Annotated in this window: 15 protein-coding genes; 5 read left to right on the top strand and 10 right to left on the bottom strand. The window is 74.4% G+C overall.

The window, feature by feature from the left end; translation table 11 throughout:
- Window positions 1-767 (bottom strand): bile acid:sodium symporter family protein (locus AOK09_RS22835; RefSeq protein ID WP_055589102.1); only part of this gene is annotated, 767 nt, incomplete at its 3' end.
- A gap of 115 nt (window positions 768-882) precedes the next feature.
- Here AOK09_RS22835 and AOK09_RS22830 point away from each other — a divergent pair.
- Window positions 883-1,755 (top strand): LysR substrate-binding domain-containing protein, encoded by an 873-nt coding sequence (locus tag AOK09_RS22830; RefSeq protein WP_055589101.1) that lies wholly within the window; start codon window positions 883-885, stop codon window positions 1,753-1,755.
- Between the two features lie 60 nt (window positions 1,756-1,815).
- Here AOK09_RS22830 and AOK09_RS22825 read toward each other — a convergent pair whose 3' ends face one another.
- The 8 genes from AOK09_RS22825 to AOK09_RS22790 all read right to left on the bottom strand — a co-directional run bounded on the left by AOK09_RS22825 (window position 1,816) and on the right by AOK09_RS22790 (window position 10,498).
- Window positions 1,816-2,355: a DoxX family protein gene (locus tag AOK09_RS22825; protein WP_055589100.1), complete on the bottom strand. Its 540-nt coding sequence runs from the start codon at window positions 2,353-2,355 to the stop codon at window positions 1,816-1,818.
- Between the two features lie 210 nt (window positions 2,356-2,565).
- Window positions 2,566-3,582 carry a dTDP-glucose 4,6-dehydratase gene (gene rfbB / locus AOK09_RS22820; protein WP_055589099.1) on the bottom strand — a complete coding sequence of 339 codons (1,017 nt, stop codon included), beginning with the start codon at window positions 3,580-3,582 and terminating at the stop codon, window positions 2,566-2,568.
- A gap of 235 nt (window positions 3,583-3,817) precedes the next feature.
- Window positions 3,818-4,513: a GntR family transcriptional regulator gene (locus AOK09_RS22815; protein ID WP_055589098.1), complete on the bottom strand. Its 696-nt coding sequence runs from the start codon at window positions 4,511-4,513 to the stop codon at window positions 3,818-3,820.
- 83 nt (window positions 4,514-4,596) lie between these two features.
- Window positions 4,597-5,526: an NAD(P)-dependent oxidoreductase gene (locus tag AOK09_RS22810; RefSeq protein WP_055589097.1), complete on the bottom strand. Its 930-nt coding sequence runs from the start codon at window positions 5,524-5,526 to the stop codon at window positions 4,597-4,599.
- A gap of 85 nt (window positions 5,527-5,611) precedes the next feature.
- The gene (locus tag AOK09_RS22805; protein ID WP_055589103.1) at window positions 5,612-7,012 is read right to left on the bottom strand and encodes a GntT/GntP/DsdX family permease; all 1,401 of its coding nucleotides are present in this window, start codon (window positions 7,010-7,012) and stop codon (window positions 5,612-5,614) included.
- Window positions 7,013-7,117: 105 nt separating this feature from the next.
- On the bottom strand, window positions 7,118-7,603 hold the full coding sequence (locus tag AOK09_RS22800; protein WP_055589096.1) for a ribose-5-phosphate isomerase: 486 nt from the start codon (window positions 7,601-7,603) through the stop codon (window positions 7,118-7,120).
- Between the two features lie 115 nt (window positions 7,604-7,718).
- Window positions 7,719-9,458, bottom strand: coding sequence for a dihydroxyacetone kinase family protein (locus AOK09_RS22795; RefSeq protein ID WP_055589095.1), 1,740 nt, complete (start codon window positions 9,456-9,458; stop codon window positions 7,719-7,721).
- Between the two features lie 101 nt (window positions 9,459-9,559).
- The gene (locus AOK09_RS22790; RefSeq protein ID WP_107101419.1) at window positions 9,560-10,498 is read right to left on the bottom strand and encodes a sugar phosphate isomerase/epimerase family protein; all 939 of its coding nucleotides are present in this window, start codon (window positions 10,496-10,498) and stop codon (window positions 9,560-9,562) included.
- A 582-nt stretch (window positions 10,499-11,080) separates the two neighbouring features.
- On the opposite strand from AOK09_RS22790, the gene AOK09_RS22785 reads away from it, so the two are divergent.
- The 3 genes from AOK09_RS22785 (at window position 11,081) to AOK09_RS22775 (ending at window position 15,743) form a co-directional block, all read left to right on the top strand.
- Window positions 11,081-13,384, top strand: coding sequence for a glycoside hydrolase family 3 N-terminal domain-containing protein (locus AOK09_RS22785; protein WP_055589093.1), 2,304 nt, complete (start codon window positions 11,081-11,083; stop codon window positions 13,382-13,384).
- Window positions 13,385-13,553: 169 nt separating this feature from the next.
- Window positions 13,554-15,101, top strand: a complete 1,548-nt coding sequence (locus AOK09_RS22780; RefSeq protein WP_055589092.1) for a Na+/H+ antiporter — start codon at window positions 13,554-13,556, stop codon at window positions 15,099-15,101.
- 168 nt (window positions 15,102-15,269) lie between these two features.
- A complete protein-coding gene (locus AOK09_RS22775; protein ID WP_055589091.1) occupies window positions 15,270-15,743 on the top strand; it encodes an SRPBCC family protein in 474 nt (157 codons plus the stop codon).
- An 83-nt stretch (window positions 15,744-15,826) separates the two neighbouring features.
- Here AOK09_RS22775 and AOK09_RS22770 read toward each other — a convergent pair whose 3' ends face one another.
- Entirely contained in the window at window positions 15,827-17,251 is a 1,425-nt protein-coding gene (locus tag AOK09_RS22770; RefSeq protein WP_055589090.1) for a phytoene desaturase family protein, read from the bottom strand.
- 409 nt (window positions 17,252-17,660) lie between these two features.
- On the opposite strand from AOK09_RS22770, the gene AOK09_RS22765 reads away from it, so the two are divergent.
- Window positions 17,661-18,227, top strand: coding sequence for a dihydrofolate reductase family protein (locus tag AOK09_RS22765; RefSeq protein ID WP_055589089.1), 567 nt, complete (start codon window positions 17,661-17,663; stop codon window positions 18,225-18,227).
- The last annotated feature ends 30 nt before the right edge of the window (window positions 18,228-18,257 follow it).

The following is an 18,257-nucleotide window of genomic DNA, read 5'->3' as shown; positions in this document are numbered from 1 at the left end:
ACCGCCAGCACCACCGCCAGCAGCGCCGCCTCGACCACCAGCAGGCCGAGCAGCCGGGGGACGGGCATGTCGTGCCAGATCCCCGCCACCACCCCCTCACTGAAGGCCGTGTACACCACCAGCAGGATCGACCCCCGGTCGACCAGGCCCAGCACCCTGCGGTGCCGGCCGACCCAGCCGCCGATCCAGCGGCGCAGCACCTGCCCGGCGACGAAGGGCAGCAGCAGCTGCTCCCCGATGGACAGCAGCGAGTCCGCGGAGAGGCCGCCCCCCGCCGTGCCCAGCAGCCAGGCCGCGGAGAGCGGGGTCACCAGCACCCCGAGGAGGTTGGAGAAGGACCCGGCGCAGACCGCGGCCGGCACGTTCCCCCCGGCGATGGAGGTGAAGGCGATCGAGGACTGCACGGTGGACGGCAGCAGACACAGGAAGAGCAGCCCGGTGGCCGTGGGGGCCCCGAGCAGCCATCCGGCGGCGGGTCGCAGGGCCAGTCCCAGCAGCGGGAACAGGACGAAGGTGAAGAGCAGCACCAGGAGGTGCAGCCGCCAGTGCCGGACACCCTCCCAGGCGTCGCGGGTGGACATCCGAGCCCCGTACAGGAAGAACAGCACCCCGACCGCCACGGTGGTGGCGTCCCCGGCCGCGTGGGCGGCGCTCCCCCTGGCCGGGAGCAGCGTCGCCAGCAGCACCGTGCCCAGCAGCGCCGCGATGTAGGGGTCCACCCTGGGGAGGCGCGGGGAGCGGGGGCGGTCGGCGAACGGGCGGGGCATGGATCGGATCCTTCGGGCCGGCGGTGCGATGCCGAGATCCTGTCCCATGGGGCGGCCATGCGGAAACACAGTAGCCGCTCTGATTGTCATCACGGAGCGCGATAGCCTTCCGGCCATGTTCGATCCGGTGCACCTCAGGAGCTTCGTCGCCGTCACCGAGGCGTTAAGCTTCACCCGGGCCGCGGAGCGGCTGGGGCTGCGGCAGTCCACGGTCAGCCAGCACGTGCGCAGGCTGGAGGAGGAGGCCGGCCGGGTGCTGCTGCTGCGCGACACCCACTCGGTCGCGCTCACCGAGGACGGGGAGGCCATGGTCGGGTTCGCCCGGGCGATCCTCGATGTGCAGGAGCGGGCCGCCGGCCACTTCGCCCGCTCCAGCCTGCGCGGCCGGCTGCGCTTCGGCGTCTCCGAGGACGTGGTGCTGAGCGAGCTGCCCGCCGTGCTGCGGGCGTTCCGCCGCCGCCATCCCCAGGTGGACCTGGAACTCACCGTGGAACTCAGCGCCACCCTGCAGCAGCGGCTCTCGGCGGGCCGGCTCGATCTGGTGCTGGCCAAGAGGCTCGCCGGAGAGACCCATGGCCGCCTGCTGCGCCGGGACCGGCTGGTCTGGGTCGGCGGCCCCGGTGCGGAGCCGGACCCGGACGGCACCGTGCCGCTGGTGGTCTACCCCAAGCCCAGCCTCACCCGGGAGCGCGCCATGGAGGCGCTGCAGCGCGAAGGCCGGCGGTGGCGGATCGCCTGCACCTCCGGCAGCCTCACCGGCGTACGTGCCGCGGCGCTCGCGGGCCTGGGTGTGCTCGCCCACGCGGAGGGGCTGGTCCCCGTCGGGCTGGCACCGGTCGGCCCGCACTGGGGGCTGCCGGACCTGGGCGGTGTCGACTTCGTCCTGCTGGGCGGCGAGGAGGCGGACGGTGAGGCCGCCCGGGCCCTGGCCGCGGCCATCGCCGCCGACAGCGGCCGGCTGAACCGCACGGGCGCCGCCGAGGGCTGAGCCACGGCCCGGCCGGCCGGGGTGGGCGGGTCCTGCGCACCCCGGTCACGGGCGCCGGGCTCACACGGCCAGCACGATCGCCGCGCCGATGCCGCCCAGGACCAGTGCGAAGGCGGCGGCGCGCAGCCCTCCGACCCGCCAGGGGAAGATCCGGTCCACCGCGAAGCGGCCGGGTCCGATCGCCGTGACGGCCAGGGCGACGACAGCCATGCACAGCGGCAGTTCCAGTCCGCCGTCGACGTCCCAGAGCCCGTGGGGTGCGGTGGTGACCATCGCGTTGATCATGACGCCGACCACGGCTGCGGCAGCCAGCGGGGTGAACAGGCCGACCGCCAGGCCCAGGCCCCCGATCACCTCCGACGCTCCGGCGAGTCCGGCGAAGAACTCACCGGGCCGATAGCCCTGGTACGCGAACCATTTGCCGGTGCCCGCCAGCCCCGAACCGCCGAAGAGGCCGAAGAGCTTCTGCGAGCCGTGACCCGCCAGGAGCAGCCCCACGGTCAGCCGCAGCACGAGGACGCCGATGTCCACGCCGAGGGGCGAGTGGAGCCGGTCGACAGGGACAGGTGTTGCCGACCGCCTCTCGGTACGGGTTTTCATGATGTCGCCTCTTCCCGCTCCGGCACCTGGTGTTGCGGGATCCGTGGCGGGCACCGGGAGCCGATGCGCTCGGATGGAAGGCCTTCCAGGGGGCGCCGTGTGCACGGAAGAGGGCTTGCCGGGCCCGGCTGCTTCCGGCGGGGCGTTCCACCCCCTACTGCGATGGTGCGCCCCGCGGCGGGACATGCCCAGGGCCGGTCGGGCCCTGGCTCACCGGTCCTCCGCCGGGTCTGCCTGCCGCCGCGTGAGCGGCTCCCACCAGGAGCGGTTCTCCCGGTACCAGGCGACGGTCTCGGCCAGTCCGGAGGCGAAGCTGCGCCGGGGGCGGTAGCCCAGCTCCCCGGTGATCTTCCGGCAGTCGAGGGAGTAGCGCCGGTCGTGACCGGGGCGGTCCGGCACCTGCTCCACCATGTCCCAGTCGGCGCCGCACTCGGCGAGGATCATCCCGGTCAGCTCCCGGTTGCTGAGCTCGGTCCCGCCGCCGATGTTGTAGACCTCCCCGGACCGGCCTCGGGTGCGGACCAGTTCGACGCCCTGGACGTGGTCGTCGAGGTGCAGCCAGTCCCTGATCTGCGACCCGTCGCCGTACAGCGGGACCCTGCGGCCCTGCAGGAGGTTGGTGACGAACAGCGGGACGATCTTCTCCGGGAACTGGCGGGGCCCGTAGGTGTTGGAGCAGCGGGTGATCCGGACGTCCAGTCCGTGCGTGCGGTGGTAGGCCAGGGCGATGAGGTCCGCCGCGGCCTTGGAGGCCGCATACGGCGAGTTGGGCCGCAGCGGGTCCTCCTCGGGCCAGGAGCCGCTGTCGGTCGACCCGTACACCTCGTCGGTGGAGATGTGGACGAACGTCCTTCCGCCGTGCCGCAGGGCGGCGTCGAGCAGGGTCTGGGTGCCCAGCACATTGGTCCTGACGAACTCCCCCGCGGCCAGGATGGAGCGGTCCACATGCGACTCGGCCGCGAAGTGCACCACCTGGTCGTGGCCGGCGACCAGCCGGTCCACCAGCTCCTGGTCGCAGACGTCCCCCTGGACGAGGGAGAACCGCGGGTCGTCCCGGACGGCGCCGAGATTGGCCGGGTTGCCGGCGTAGGTGAGTGCGTCGAGCACCGTCAGCCGCGAGAGGCCCGCCGGGCCCTGCCCGCCGAGAAGCGTCCGCACATAGTGCGACCCGACGAAACCGGCGCCGCCGGTCACCAGAATGCGGGCGGGCGGAGGAGGAGTGTTCATGGCGCACCTTGCCGGGTCGGCTGGAGTCGCCTCCCATGAAATCCGCAAAGTCCGCTTCCAGCCATCGGCCCGGAGCGGGCGGCTGCCCGGACGTGGACGCCAGGTCGTGCCCCGGGTGACCGAAGTGCCCCCGGCTCGGTGCCGGACGCGGCACGGGCGAGCTGCACCAGGGCCTCGGCGCGGCGGGTCCGGCCCGGCCGGGCGGCCGGGGGGCGCACCGGCCGTCCGGACCCGTTCACGCCCCGGCGCCCTCGGCCGTCCCGTGGGCGCGGGCCGCCACGCCCTGCAGATGCAGCCGCATGGCGTTCTCGCAGCGTCCCGGATCGGCCCCTTCGAACGCGTCCAGGATCGCCTGGTGCTCGGCCAGCGCCACACAGCTGTCGGTGACCCGGCCGCCGTGGAAGCGGCGGAACCGCTGGATGTGCGCGCCCAGCGGGTCGATGACCGCCTCCAGGAAGCGGTTGCCGCAGGCCTTGGCGATGACGTCGTGGAAGTCGGAGTCGGCCCGCAGGTAGTCGCGGAAGTCGTCCTCGCCCTGCTGGTCCGAGGCGGCCGTCATCCTGGCGTGGCACTGCCGCAACGCCTCCGCGGTGCCCGCCGCGTCCAGCGAGCAGGCCTCCCGGGCGTTGTAGGGCTCGATCAGCAGCCGGGCCTTCATCAGCTGGTGGAACTCGTCCTCGCTGAGCAGCGGCGCGACCATGTACCCCTTGTTGGGCACCCGGACGACCAGGCCGGTGTTCTCCAGCTTGGCCAGCGCCTCGCGCAGCGGGGTCTGCGAGACGCCCCACTCCCGGGCGATGGCGTCGATGCGCAGCGGCGTCCCCGGCGAGAGTCCCTCGTCCAGTACCAGGGACATCAGCGCCTCGTACGCGTCGTCCATCACGTTGCGTCCCAGACGGATCGCCCCCGGGCGCCTGCCGGGTCCGGCCATTGCGCGCTCCTCCACTGACATCGCACCGCACCACGGCGACGTCCACCGTGGTGCCCACCGAGCCTACTGGCTCCCGTCGGGGCTCAGTGGTCGCGCGGCGACAGCAGGGTGACCAGGGACGAGTCGTCCTCGGCGCCCAGTCCCTGGCTGAGGGCCAGCTGGTAGAGCTGGTCGGCCGCGGCGGCGACGGGAGCGGCGACACCGGCCTGCTTGGCCAGCGCCACCACCAGGTTCATGTCCTTGCGGATGATGTCCATCCGGGAACGCAGCTCGGGGCCGCCGGTGCCGTCCGCCGCGACCCGGTACTGCTGGGCCATCCGCGGGCCGCGGTCGGCGAGCATGAAGGAGGCCGCGGCGCCCTGGCCCAGCACCTCCACCGCGCGGTCCAGGTCGATGCCGAGGGCGCGGGCCAGCGCCAGCGACTCCGCGGCGGCTGCGGTGTGGATTCCGCAGAGCAGCTGGTTCACGGTCTTCATGATCTGGCCGTCGCCGACCTTGGGGCCGACCACATGGAGGGTGGAGGCCAGGCGGTCCAGCACCGGCTGCGCGGTCGCCAGGGCGGAGTCCCCGGCGCCGATCATGATCAGCAGATCGCCTGCGGCGGCGCGTACGGCACCGCCGCTCACCGGGGCGTCGACCACTCCGACGCCCTGCCCGGCCAGCCGCTCCGCCACCGCCTTCACCGCGTCCACGCCCACCGTGCTGGTGACCACGACGACCGCGCCGGGGCGCAGCACCGCGGCACCGCCCGACCCGTCCGGCCCGTCGCCGAAGAGGCAGGACTCCAGCTGCGCCTGGTCGCGGACCGCGATCACCACCACGTCGGCGCCGTCGCACGCCTCGGCGGGGCCGGCGGCCGCCACGGCCCCCGCCTCCTGTGCCAGGGTGCGGCGGGCCTCGAAGAGGTCGAAGGCCCGGACCGGCAGCGTCTCGGCGAGCCGGACGGCCATGGGCAGGCCCATGGCGCCGAGCCCGAGGACGGCGACGACGGGGGTGGCGGTGTTGTCGGACATGAGGGCGTTCCTTAGGGGTGTGGGACCGGGCGGACGGCGGCGGACGGCGCCGTCCGCCCGGTACGTACGGGGGGACGGTGGGCGGCTAGACCAGCACGGCCCGCATCAGCAGGGCCATCACCAGACCGCACACGGCGACCAGGGTGGAGAGCACCGACCAGGTCTTGAGGTTCTGGGCGACCGACATGCCGAAGTACTCCTTGGACAGCCAGAAGCCCGCGTCGTTGACGTGCGAGAAGAAGAGCGATCCGGCACCCACCGCGAGCACCACCAGGCTGGCCTCCACCGATCCGGTGTTCCCGATCATGGGGGCCATGATGCCTGCGGCGGTGGTGGTCGCCACCGTGGCCGAGCCGGTGGCCAGCCGGATGAGCACCGCGAGCAGCCAGCCGAGCAGCAGCAGCGGGATGTTGGCCTCGGAGGCGGCCTTGCCGATGGCCGCAGCCACGCCGGAGTCCACGATCACCTGCTTGAAGCCGCCGCCCGCCCCGACGATCAGCAGGATACCCGCGGCGGGCGGCAGGCCCGCTGAGACGATGGAGCGGACCTCCGAGCGGTTGCGGCCGAGTGCGTAGCCGAGGAGGGCCATGGCCGCGAGCACGGTCAGGAACATCGCGATCAGCGGGGTGCCGAGGAAGTCCAGCACGCTGTTGTACCAGGCGTGGCCGGGGAAGGCGATGTCCGCGACGGCCTTGGCGAGCATCAGCACCACGGGCAGTGCGATCACCCCCACCGACACGCCGAAGGACGGGCGGCGGCGGCCCTCCTCGCCGGCGGCGTCCACCACCAGCGAGTTCACCAGCTGCTCGGGCGCCTCCGCCTGCACATGGCGGGAGATGAACCGGCCGTACAGCGGACCGGCCACGACGACCGTCGGGACGGCGGCGATCAGACCCAGGCCCAGGGTGGTGCCGACGTTGGCGTGCAGCGCCGTGACGGCCACCAGCGGGCCGGGGTGCGGCGGGACGAAGGCGTGCAGTGTGCCGAGGCCGGCCAGGGCCGGGACGGCCAGCCGCACCAGCGGGGTCGAGGTGCGCTTGGCCATCACCACGATCAGCGGCACCAGCAGGACCAGGCCGACCTCGAAGAACATCGGCAGGCCGATGATGACGGCGATGAGCGCCATGGTCCAGGGCAGCATCCGCGGCCCGGACCGTGAGCCCAGGGTGTCGACGATCCGGTCGACGGCTCCGGAGTCGGCGAGCAGCTTGCCGAGGACGGCGCCCAGGGCGATCAGTGCGCCGGTGCCGCCCATGGTGCTGCCGAGACCGGTGGTGAAGGAGGTCACCGCGGTGTCCAGCCCCATGCCGGTGCCGATGCCCAGCACCAGGGTGCCGGCGATCAGGGCGATCAGCGGATGGAAGTCCAGCAGGGTGATCAGCAGCACGATCAGGGCGACCGCGGCGACGACCATGCCCAGGAGCAGGGAGTCATGGCCGGTCCAGGCTCCGCCGGAGGACGCAGCGAGGGATCTGAGGGGGGATATCGCGAGCTGGTGCAAGGTGGGTGGTCCCTACATCGTGGTAAGCGTACGGATGCCTTCGAATGCTCAGCGGTGGGTGGAGGCGGGGGTGGAAAAGGGTGCCGGGGGTCAGCCCTCGGTGGTGTGCGCCGCCTCGTCGTAGCTGCGCAGCAGGGCGACCTTCTCCCCGGACGGGGTGGCGGCGTCGAAGCGGTAGCCGAGCCACTCGTGCACCAGGCGGCGGGCCAGTTCCAGCCCGATCACCCGCTGACCGAGCGTCAGGACCTGGGCGTCGTTGCTGAGGACGGAGCGCTCCACCGAGAAGCTGTCGTGTGCGGTGACCGCCCTGACGCCCGGCACCTTGTTGGCGCTGATGGCCACGCCGAGGCCGGTTCCGCAGACCAGCAGGGCCCGGTCGGCCCTGCCGTCCGCGACCATGCGGCCCGCCTCCACGCCGATGTGCGGGTAGGCGGTGTGCTCGTCGCGGCGTACGCCGACATCGGTCACGGAGGCGACCCGGGGGTCGGCCTCCAGGTCGGCCTTGAGTGCCTCCTTGTACTCGTAACCGGCGTCGTCCGAACCGACGACGATGCGCAGGCCCTTCGTTTCCAGCATCAGGCGGGCGCCCTTCGTCCAGGGGTGGGTGGTGTGGTCAGGGGCCGGAGGCGTCCGGGAGCGGGACGTCTCCGGGACCGGCGGCCGCCGCGGAGGGCGGCCGCCGGGTGCGCCGTCACTCGTGTGCGGCGGCGGGCACGCAGTCGAGTGCGGCGACCGTCCGGGCGCACAGGGCCAGCGACAGCGCGCCGGCGTCCGGGGTGCCCACGCTGCGCTCGGCGAGCGGGCGGGCGCGGCCGAGCCGGGGGGTGAGCCGTGCGGTGTCCTCGGCGGCAGCGGTGGCCGCCGCCGCGGCGGACGCCAGGGCCTGCCCGACCGGGCGGCCCGCGGCGATCTCCGCCGTGAGCGTCCCGACCAGCGGGACCAGCGCGTCCACCAGCGTCTTGTCACCGACCGCGGCGCCGCCCAGCCCGGTGACCGCGGCGGCCGCCGCCCGGCCGGCTGCGGCGATGCGCGGGCCGGTGGCCGCCCCGGTGTTGCCGAGTCCGTCGGCGAGCGCGCGCAGCCCCACCCCCCACAGCACGCCGGACGTGCCGCCGGCCTCGTCCGCCCAGGCGTCGGCGGCGGCGGTCAGCACCGACGCGGCGCCGCCGCCGCGCAGGTCCACGGCGGTCGCCGCGCGGACCGCGGCGTCGATGCCCTTGCACATGCCGCGGCCGTGGTCGCCGTCACCGGCCACCGCGTCGATCCGGCCGAGTTCCGCGGCGTGCTCGTGCAGCGCCTGCTGCATGGCGTGCAGCCCGGCGAGCAGCAGGGCGGCCGTCGCACGGGAGGCCTGGTCCGCGGGCGGCAGCGGCACCTCCGGCTGCGCCGCGGCGGCGTCCGGGGCCGGACCGCGCTGCCCCGGTACCGGCGGGACGGCCGCGGTGCGGCGGTACCCGGGGGCGTCGGCGGGGGCGGTCCACCAGCGCTCCAGGTCCTCGTCCAGCCACATCAGGGTCAGTGAACAGGCCGCCATGTCCAGGCTGGTGACCAGTTCGCCCACCTCCGGGCGGACCACGGTCAGGCCGGCTGCGGAGAGCTCGTCCTGGACGTGCCCCCAGAGCAGGAAGAGCTCCTCGTACTTGGTGGCGCCCAGGCCGTTGAGCACCGCCGCGACGCGGCCGCCGGCCTCCGCGGGGCGCTCCTCCAGCAGGCGTGCCACCAGCGTCCTGGCCAGTCCGGCGGCGTCCGCCATGGCCTCGTCGCGCACCCCCGGCTCGCCGTGGATGCCGAGGCCGACGGCCATCGAGCGCTCGGGCACCTCGAAGAGCGGACGGTCGGCGCCCGGCATGGTGCATCCGGCGAAGGCGACACCGAAGGAGAACGTACGGTCGTTGGCGTGCCGGGCGGCGCGCTCGACGCCGTCCAGGTCGAGGCCCTCCTCGGCGGCCGCCCCGGCCACCTTGAAGACGGTGAAGTCCCCCGCTATGCCGCGGCGTTCATGGCGGCGGTCGGCCGGGGCGCTGGCCACGTCGTCGGTCACCAGCACGGTGCGGGTGTCGATGCCCGCGTCGCGCAGCCGCTGCTGGGCCATGCCGAAGTTGAGCCGGTCGCCCGCGTAGTTGCCGAAGCTGAGGAGCACGCCGCCGCCGTTGTCCGCCGCGCGGGCGACCGACTCGGCCTGACGGGCGGAGGGCGAGGTGAAGATGTTGCCCACCACCGCTCCGGTCGCCAGGCCGGAGCCGACCAGCCCGCTGAACGCGGGGTAGTGGCCGGAGCCGCCTCCGACGACCACCGCCACCTGTCCGTCGCGGGGTGCGCGGCTGCGGATCACCCCTCCCGGTACGACGGTGACGTAGTCCGGGTAAGCGGCGGCGAAGCCTCGGAGCGAGTCCTCGCCGAACCGGTCCGGGTCGCCGAACAGCCTGGTCATGGTGGTGGAAGTCCCTTCGGTGGTGCGTGCCCCGCACGGTGCGGGCGAAGCGGTCGGTGACGGACCGTCAGCTCTGGTCGGCGGTCGGGTCCGGCCGGCGGTCAGGCCCTGTCGCGCGGCAGGATGCGGCGCAGGTACTCACGGTTGGCCGCGGAGACGCTCAGCCCGTCGCCGCCGTAGTGCTCGACGCAGAACGCCCCGTCGAAGCCGTTGTCGATCGCGAACCGCACGGCCTTGCGGTAGTTCATGAACCCGGACTCCATCGGCGCCGGGGTGGTGAGGACCTGGCCGGACGCCGGGTCCTCGGCCCGGTAGTAGTTCTTGACGTGCCAGTAGTTGGCGTGCGGGAGGGTCTTGGCGACCATCGACTCCCAGGACTCGATCGGGCGCTGCATCCGGAGCAGGTTGCCCAGGTCGGGGTTGAGCCCGATGTTGTCGTGGGCGATGTCGGTGAGCAGTGCGACCGCGGAGTCCGCGGTGCCGAGGTAGGTGTCCTCGTACATCTCCAGGGAGAGCTGGACGCCCACCCGGGCACCGTGCTCGGCCAGTTCGCGCAGCCGGACGACGGCCTTGTCCCAGGTGGCGCGGTCGCCCTCGGGGTCCTTGGGGCCGGGGACGGTCCAGAACCAGAGCACGGCCTGCTGCGCGGGGGTGAGCGGCCGGTGCAGGCCGACCGAGACCAGGGGGACGCCGAGCGCCGCGGCGGCGTCGATGGTGCGGTGCGAGTAGGCGAGGTTGTCGTCCCCGTCGACGGGGTCGATGACGCTGCGCCGGATGGCCGAGATGGCGGGCGCGGTGAGTCCGGTGGAGCGCAGCACCCCGGCCAGTTCCTCCAGGCGGGGGGCCGCGAGGTCACCGGGCCGCAGCCAGCCGTCGGTGAGGTCGACCTCGGTGAAGCCGGCCTCGGCCACCTCGGTGAGGGTGGCGGCCCACTCCTCGGCGGACTGGTCCTGTACGGACGTTCCGTCCGGGGCTCGCCCGGGGAACTGCAGCAGCGCCGCGGCGATGGGCCAGTTCTCCGGGGTGTAGGGAATCGACATCTGATTTCCACCTTCCATAGATCCTATATGATCTAGAATCCATCATCGCCCGTCAAGCCCCGACGGCTACGGATCGCTGACATGTGAGGAACCTCGCGGACCTCCGACCGGCGGCACGGCCGGCAGCCAACGCCGCCGTCGCACACTGCGCACCCGTCAGGACGGAGGGCCCCGCCCACGATCGGCCACCGGCCGCACCGCGCCCAAGCCGACGCCCCGGCGCGACTTCTACGCCGCTCCCGCGCCGCCGGCGACCCTGCGGAGGCCACCCGGCCGGATGGCGACGGTCCTGGTCGGCGGCCGCCCGCGCGCCCCCGGGCCACGGGCCCGGCGCCGGCACGGCTGCGCCCCGGGCGTCGAAAGCCCGGGGGCAGGGAGGAGGGGCCGGGGTTCCAGCGCCGAGGGTGCACCCCTGAGAGACTGGGGGTGAGGTGCCGCAGCGGCCGCCGGGTCTCGCCCCTCTCGGAAGGCCCGGGGCGAGTCATGGAATATCGTTAGTAGATCCTATAGGATCTGCCCTCGATCTACCCGGCCCGGAGAGCCTCCCCACGCGCTCCCCCTCGCGGATGGCGGACAGGAGCCATGATGAACATCTGGAACGACGCCGGCCGCCCCCCGCACGAGCGGGTGAGCGCCCTGATGGCCGAGATGACCCTGCCGGAGAAGCTCGCCCAGCTCGGCAGCCACTGGACCAAGGCCAATGTGGGCAACGGCGCCGCACGGGTGGCACCGATCGAGGAGGCCCTGGTCGCCGTGGCCGGCGAGGCCGAGGCCATGGCGCACGGCATCGGGCACCTCACCCGGCCGTACGGCACCAGGCCGCTCACCGTCGCCGAGGGCCGGGCGGAACTCGTCCGCAGGCAGCGCTTCCTGGTCGAGGAGACCCGGCTCGGCATCCCCGCGATCGCCCACGAGGAGTGCCTGACCGGCTTCGCCGCCCATGGCGCCACCGTCTACCCGACCCCCCTCGCCTGGGCCGCCACCTTCGACACCGGGCTGATCGAACGGATGGGGGCCGCCATCGGCCGGGACATGGCCGCCGTCGGCGTCCACCAGGGGCTGTCGCCCGTCCTGGACGTGGTCCGCGACTACCGCTGGGGCCGGGTCGAGGAGACCATCGGCGAGGATCCCTTCCTGGTGGGCGCCATCGGTACCGCGTACGTCCGGGGACTGCAGTCCCAGGGCGTCATCGCGACGCTCAAGCACTTCGCGGGCCACGCCGCCTCCCGTGGCGCACGCAACCACGCGCCCGTCTCCATCGGGCCGCGCGAGATGGCCGATGTGATCCTCCCTCCGTTCGAGAGGGCGGTCGTCGAGGGCGGCGCCGGGTCGGTGATGAACACCTACACCGACCAGGACGGAGTGCCGGCGGCCGCCGACCCCCGGCTGCTCACCGACCTGCTGCGGGAGGAGTGGGGCTTCGAGGGCACCGTCGTCTCGGACTACGGTTCGGTCGCGTTCCTGCGCACCATGCACCGCGTCGCCGCGTCCGACGGCGACGCGGCCCGGGTGGCCCTCACCGCGGGCATGGACGTGGAACTGCCCAACACCCGCTGCTACGGGGAGGAACTGCACCAGCAGGTCGTCTCCGGCCGGGTGTCCGAGGAGACCGTCGACCGGGCCGTCCGCCGGGTACTGCTGCAGAAGGTCGGGCTGGGCCTGCTCGACGCCGGCTGGACCCCCGAGGCCGACGCCGGTGTGGGCACCCCCGTGGACCTCGATTCGGACGCCAACCGCGCCCTCGCCGCGGAGATCGGAGCCCGCTCGGTCGTCCTGCTCGCCAACGACCGTGCGGTGCTGCCGCTCGACGCCGCGCGGACCCGCTCCATCGCCCTGATCGGACCCCGTGCGGACGACCCGCAGACGTTCCTCGGCTGCTACTCCTTCCCCAACCATGTGCTGCCCAAGTACCCCGGCCACCCGCTGGGACTGCACATCCCCTCGCTGCGGGACGCCCTCGCCGCGGAACTGCCGGACGCCGCCGTCGTGTACGAGCAGGGCTGTCCGGTGACCGGCGGCGACGGCTCCGGGATCCCCGCCGCCGTCTCGGCCGCCGCGCAGGCCGGCCTCGCCCTGGTGGTGGTGGGAGACCGCTCCGGGATGTTCGGCAACGGCACCTCCGGCGAGGGCTGCGACGTGGCCGACCTGCGCCTGCCCGGCCGTCAGGCGGAGCTGATCGGGGCGGTGCTGGACACCGGGACGCCGGTGGTCCTGGTGGTGGTCTCCGGGCGGCCCTACGCACTCGGCGACCTCGCGCCGCGGTGCGCCGCCGTCGTCCAGGCCTTCATGCCGGGGCAGGAGGGCGGCGCGGCGCTCGCCGGGGTCCTCACCGGCCGCACCGAGCCCTCCGGCAGGCTCCCGGTGCAGATCCCCGCCGAACCCGGGGCGCAGCCCGGCACCTACCTCAACCCGCCGCTCGGCCGGTACAGCGAGGGCATCAGCGTGCTGGACAACCGCCCGCTGTTCCCCTTCGGCCACGGGCTGTCCTACACCTCGTTCGCCTACCGGGACCTCGCCCTGAGCGCCGGGCGGATCCCGACCGACGGCGAGGTCGAGATCTCCTGCCTGGTCCGCAACAGCGGACCGCGGGCGGGCCGGGAGACCGTCCAGCTGTACTTCGACGACCCGGTGGCCCAGGTCGCCCGTCCCGTGCTGCAGCTGGCCGACTTCGCCGGAGTGTGGCTGGAACCCGGTGAGGAGAAGCGCGTCACCTTCCGGCTGCACGCCGACCGGACCGCGTACACCGGGCTCGCCGGCCACCGCATCGTCGAGCCCGGGACGATCCGGCTGATGGTCGGCTCGTCCAGTGCCGACCTGCCGCTGACCGCCGAGGTCGAACTGGCCGGTCCCGAGCGGCGGCTGCGCGGTCGCGGCGCGGTGCGCTGACCGCGGACCGGCCCGGCGGTCCGGTGCACGGCGGACCGGCCCCCTGCCGGGCAGCGCCGAGGTCCAGGTAGAGTGGCCTTCGGTGTGCCGGGAAGCCTGGTCGGCTCGGGGGACGACCGCAGCCGTCGGGCAGCGGTGACCCCGTTCGTCGGGATGGGGTGCTCCACCGGTGCACGCAGTCGGGATCGTTCTTCTTCTGGTCGTTCTGGCCACCGCCGTCGCCACCTTCGCCCGGCACTGGAGTGTGCCCGCCCCGTCGCTGCTGGTGCTGGCGGGCCTCGGGACCGCCCTGATACCCGGTGTGCCCGCGCTGCACGTCCCGCCGGAGGCGATCGCGACGGTGGTGCTGCCCCCGCTGCTGTACGCCTCCGCCGAGGAACTGTCGCTGCGCGACCTCAGGACGGTGTGGCGCCCCGTCACCGTCCTCGCCCTCGGCCTGGTCTTCGCCTCCGCGGCGGTGGTCGGCTTCGTGGCGGTCGCGGTGACCGGTCTTCCGCCCGCGATGGCCTTCGTCCTCGGCGCGGTACTGGCCAGCACCGACCCGGTGGCGGTCACCGCCCTGGGCCGGCGGCTGGCCCTGCCGGGCCGGGTCCATGTCCTGGTGCAGGCCGAGAGCCTGTTCAACGACGCCACCTCGCTGGTCCTCTTCAGGGTCGCCGTCGGCGCCGCGGCGGCCGCCGGGGGCTCGGTGGGCCCGGTGTCGGCGGGCGGGCAGTTCCTGCTGCTCGGCGGCGGCGGAAGTCTGGTGGGGGCGGCCGTCGCAGGTCTGGTGCGGCTGATCCGGCGGCGCACCGCCGACCCGGTGCTGGAGACCGTGATCGCGCTGGTCACCCCGTACGCGGCGTATGTGCTGGCGGAGTCGGTGCACACCTCCGGCATCACCTCCGTCGTCGTGGCCGGAGTGGTGCTCGGCCAGTCCGGCCACCGGCTGAGCGACGCCCGGATCCGGCTGCAGGTGCAGGCCGTCTACGCGGTGGTGGTGTTCCTGCTGGAGAGCGTGGTCTTCGCCATCGTCGGCCTGGAACTGCCCGCACTGGTACGGGACCTGCCGGCCGGGTCCGGCCGGTGGCCGCTGCAGGCCCTGGCCCTGGCGGCCGCGCTGCTCGCGGTCAGGGTGGTGTGGACGCTGCTGATGAGCCGCGCGGTCGGGACCGGCGGTACCCGGCTGTCCTGGCGGGTGGCCGGGGTCGTCACCTGGGCGGGCACCAGGGGGGTGATGCCGCTGGCCGCCGCCCTGTCCATCCCGCTGACCACGGGCGGCGGCACCGGACCGGCGGGCCGTCCGCTGGTGCTGGTGCTGACCACGGCGGTCGTGGTGTTCACCCTGGTGGTGCAGGGGCTGACGCTGGCCACCGTGGTCGGCCGCTCGGGGCTGGCCCTGGAACCCGAGCACACCGCCCGCGAGGAGGCCGGAGCGCGCGACGCACTCGACCGCGCAGCGCTGGACCACGTCGAGCAGCTCACCGGACTGGGAACACTGCCCGAGCCCGTCGTCGACCGGGTGCGGCGCGGCCTGACCGCGCGTCTGGACCGCACCGCCGACGGCGCGGACGGCAGCGCCCTGGACACGGCCTACCGCGCGTTGCGGCAGGAGCTCATCGGCGTCCAGAACACCGAACTGCACCGCCTCTACGACCAGCACCTCATCAGCGACACCACCCGCCGGCGGCTCCAGCACGACCTCGACCGGGAGGAGGCCGCGCTCGGCGGCCGGTGAACGACCCACCGCCCGGGGAGCCGCGTGCCGCCGCCCAGCCGGCCTGTTCCGGCCCGGGCCGACCGGTGCCGCCCTATCCTGCGGGGAGTCGGGAGAGACGGGCTGCGCCCGGCGGGGGCGGCGCCCGTCCCCGCCGGGCAGCGTGGACGCAGGATCCGGGGGCGATTGATGCACACCGCTTCGTTGCCGTACATCGACGAGCACACGGCGGTCATCGACGCGCCGTGCGAGGAGGTCTGGCGCAGTCTGGGCGAGGCGCTGGACCAGGCGTTCTCAGGCCCCGGCGCGACCGGGTACGCGCGGCTGGTCGGGGCCTCGCCCGGCAGGGCCGCGGGGCCCCGCCCGCTGGCCGAGGGCTCGGCGCTCGCCGGATTCCGCGTGGTGGCCGCGGACCCGGGAAGGGAGCTGGTCCTGGAGGGACGCCACCGCTTCTCGCGCTACACCCTGACGTTCCGTCTGGAGCGTGTCGGCCCGGCACGGACACGGCTCAGCGCCGAAAGCCGCGCCGCCTTCCCCGGGGTGGCCGGTGCCGCCTACCGCGGACTGGTCATCGGGACGGGCGGACATGTCGTCGGCGTGCGGCGGCTCCTCGGCGCGGTCCGCCGCGGCTGCGGCCCGGCCACGGGGGCGGGGACGGGCTGAACCGTCACGGGCGACCCGGGCGGGGGCGTGCCGGTGCCGGGCGGGTGCCCCGCCGCTCCCCGTCCCGGGCACCCGCCGCCGTTCTACCGCTCCCGCCCCGCCAGCTGCCGCAGGGCCGACCGCGCCGCGTGGTAGCCGCTCATGCCGTGCGTACCGGCGCCCGGCGGGGTGGCCGCCGAGCACAGCACCACACCGGGGATCCCGGTGGCGTACGGGTCCAGGGCCGGCCTGGGCCGGACCGCGACCTGCCAGGGGGAGTTGGCGCCGGTGACGATGTCCCCGCCGACGTAGTTCGCGTTGTACGCGGCCAGCTCCGCGGGGCCGCGGACGGAGGTGCCCACGATCCGTTCCCGGAGCCCGGGCGCGTACTGCTCGATCCGGTCCAGCACCACGCCGGTCGCATCGCCGGCGTAACCGTGGGGGACGTGCGCGTACGCATAGACCGGGTGGACGTTCCCGGCCGAGCGGCCGGGGTCGGCCAGGTACTGCTGGGCGACCAGGACGAAGGGGCGCTCGGGCATCCTGCCGAGCGTGGCCTCCCGCTCGGCGTGGACGACCTCCTCCAGCGGGCCGCCCAGGTGCACGGTGCCGGCCTGTGCGCACCGGGGGTTGAGCCAGGGGACGCCGCCCTCCACCGCGAGGTCGACCTTGAACGCCGCCGGTCCGTGCTGCCACCGCCGATAGGCGCGCCGGACCCGCGGGGGCAGCCGGTCGCCGCAGATGTCGGCGGCGGCGCCCGGGGCGACGTCCAGCACCACCGCCCTGGCGGGCGGCAGTTCGCCGAGGGAGCGCACCCGCACCCCTGTCTCGACGGTGCCGCCGAGTTCCCGCAGCAGTGCGGCGAGGGCGTCGGTGATCGCCTGGGAGCCGCCGCGGGCGACCGGCCAGCCGTACCGGTGCCCGGCGGCGGTGAGCATCAGCCCCACGGCCGAGCTCATGGGCGCGGACAGCCGGTGGAAGGCGTGCGCGGCGACCCCCGCGAACAGCGCCCGGGCCTCCTCCGTCCGCCAGCGGCGCGCGATCACGGTGGCCGGCTGCAGCGCCCGCAGTCCGAACCGGGCCAGCGGGACCGGGTGCCGGGGCAGATGCAGCACCGGTCCCAGCAGGTCCTCGCAGAGTGCGTCGTACGAGTCGGCAAGCGGCCCGAAGAGCCGCTGCCAGGCCGCGCCGTCCCCGCCGAGCCCGTCGGCCGTCCGTTCGATCGAGCGGACCAGCACCGCGGCGCGGCCGGAGTCCAGCGGATGAGCGAGGTCCACCTCCGGCCAGGCCCACTCCAGGCCGTACCGCTCCAGGCCGAGCGAGCGGAGGAACGGCGAGGCGACACCCATCGGGTGGACCCCCGAGCAGTGGTCGTGCAGCACCCCGGGCACGGTCAGCTCGCCGCTCCGGGCGCCGCCGCCGATCTCGTCCGCGGCCTCCAGGACGGTGACCGCCAGCCCGTGCCGGGCCAGGACGACGGCGGCGGCCAGCCCGTTGGGCCCCGACCCCACCACGATCGCGTCACTCATGCGCCGTCACCGGGCCCGCGGCGGGCGGTGGACGGCGCCGCACGGCCGGTCCGCTGCCCGGGGGACGGCCCGTCCGCCGCCGTCCGGCCGGGGCCGCAGGCGACCATGTCACTGATGTTCACCGGATCTCTCCCAGGGTGCCCGGCTTGCAGGCCGGGGAGGAATGGGTCCTTGTCCGTGCCGCACCGTACAGCCGGGCGGGCCGGCACCACGACCACCTCCCGCACTGCGACGGGCGCCGGCCCGCCGGAGCCGGGGCCGACCCGTATCCCCGGACGGCCTCCACGGCCCCGCCGCGGCACCCCGCACCCCTCCCCCACGGCCCGGATCCCAAGCGATCCGAGCCGGCTGCGCCGATTCCCCGCGCGGGCACCGATTCCTTTCCGCCCCGGCCGTAGTCGAACGGTGTATGACCGACAGGAACTCCCGCCGCATCAGTCAGTACGTGCTCGTCTCCGCCAACGGCGTCGCCGGTGAACCCCTGCCCTGGGCCGGCCCCTACTTCGGCCCGGGGAGCGCGGCGCACTCACTGGACGTCCTGCGGCGCAGCGACGCGATGCTGATGGGGCGCCGTACCTATGAGATCTTCTCCCGCCAGTGGCCGGCGATCGAGGGCCCGTACGCCGACCACCTCAACGCCATGCCGAAGTTCGTCTTCTCCTCGACCCTGCGGAGGGCCGAATGGACCAACACCACCGTGGTCCCGGGCGATGTCGCCCGGGCGGTTGCCGAGCTCAAACAGCGACCGGGCGGGAACCTGGTCGTCTACGGGCACGGACAGTTCGGGCAGACCATCTGCGACGCCGGCCTGGTCGACGACCTCACCCTCACCGTGGTGCCGGTCTTCGCGGACGGGGCTCCGCTGTTCAGGCCGGGCGGATCGGCCCGGCGGTGGACCCTGGTCTCGGCGGGACCGGGACGGGACCCCGGACTGGCCACGCTCTCCTACCGGTCGGTGGCCGGGGGCGACGCATGAGGGCGGGGCACGCCGGGGCCGGTACGGGCC

The sequence above is a fragment of the Peterkaempfera griseoplana genome (assembly GCF_001418575.1).
Classification (GTDB): domain Bacteria; phylum Actinomycetota; class Actinomycetes; order Streptomycetales; family Streptomycetaceae; genus Peterkaempfera; species Peterkaempfera griseoplana.
Note: the sequence above shows the minus strand (reverse complement) of the source record. Positions and strands in the feature narration are given on the sequence as shown.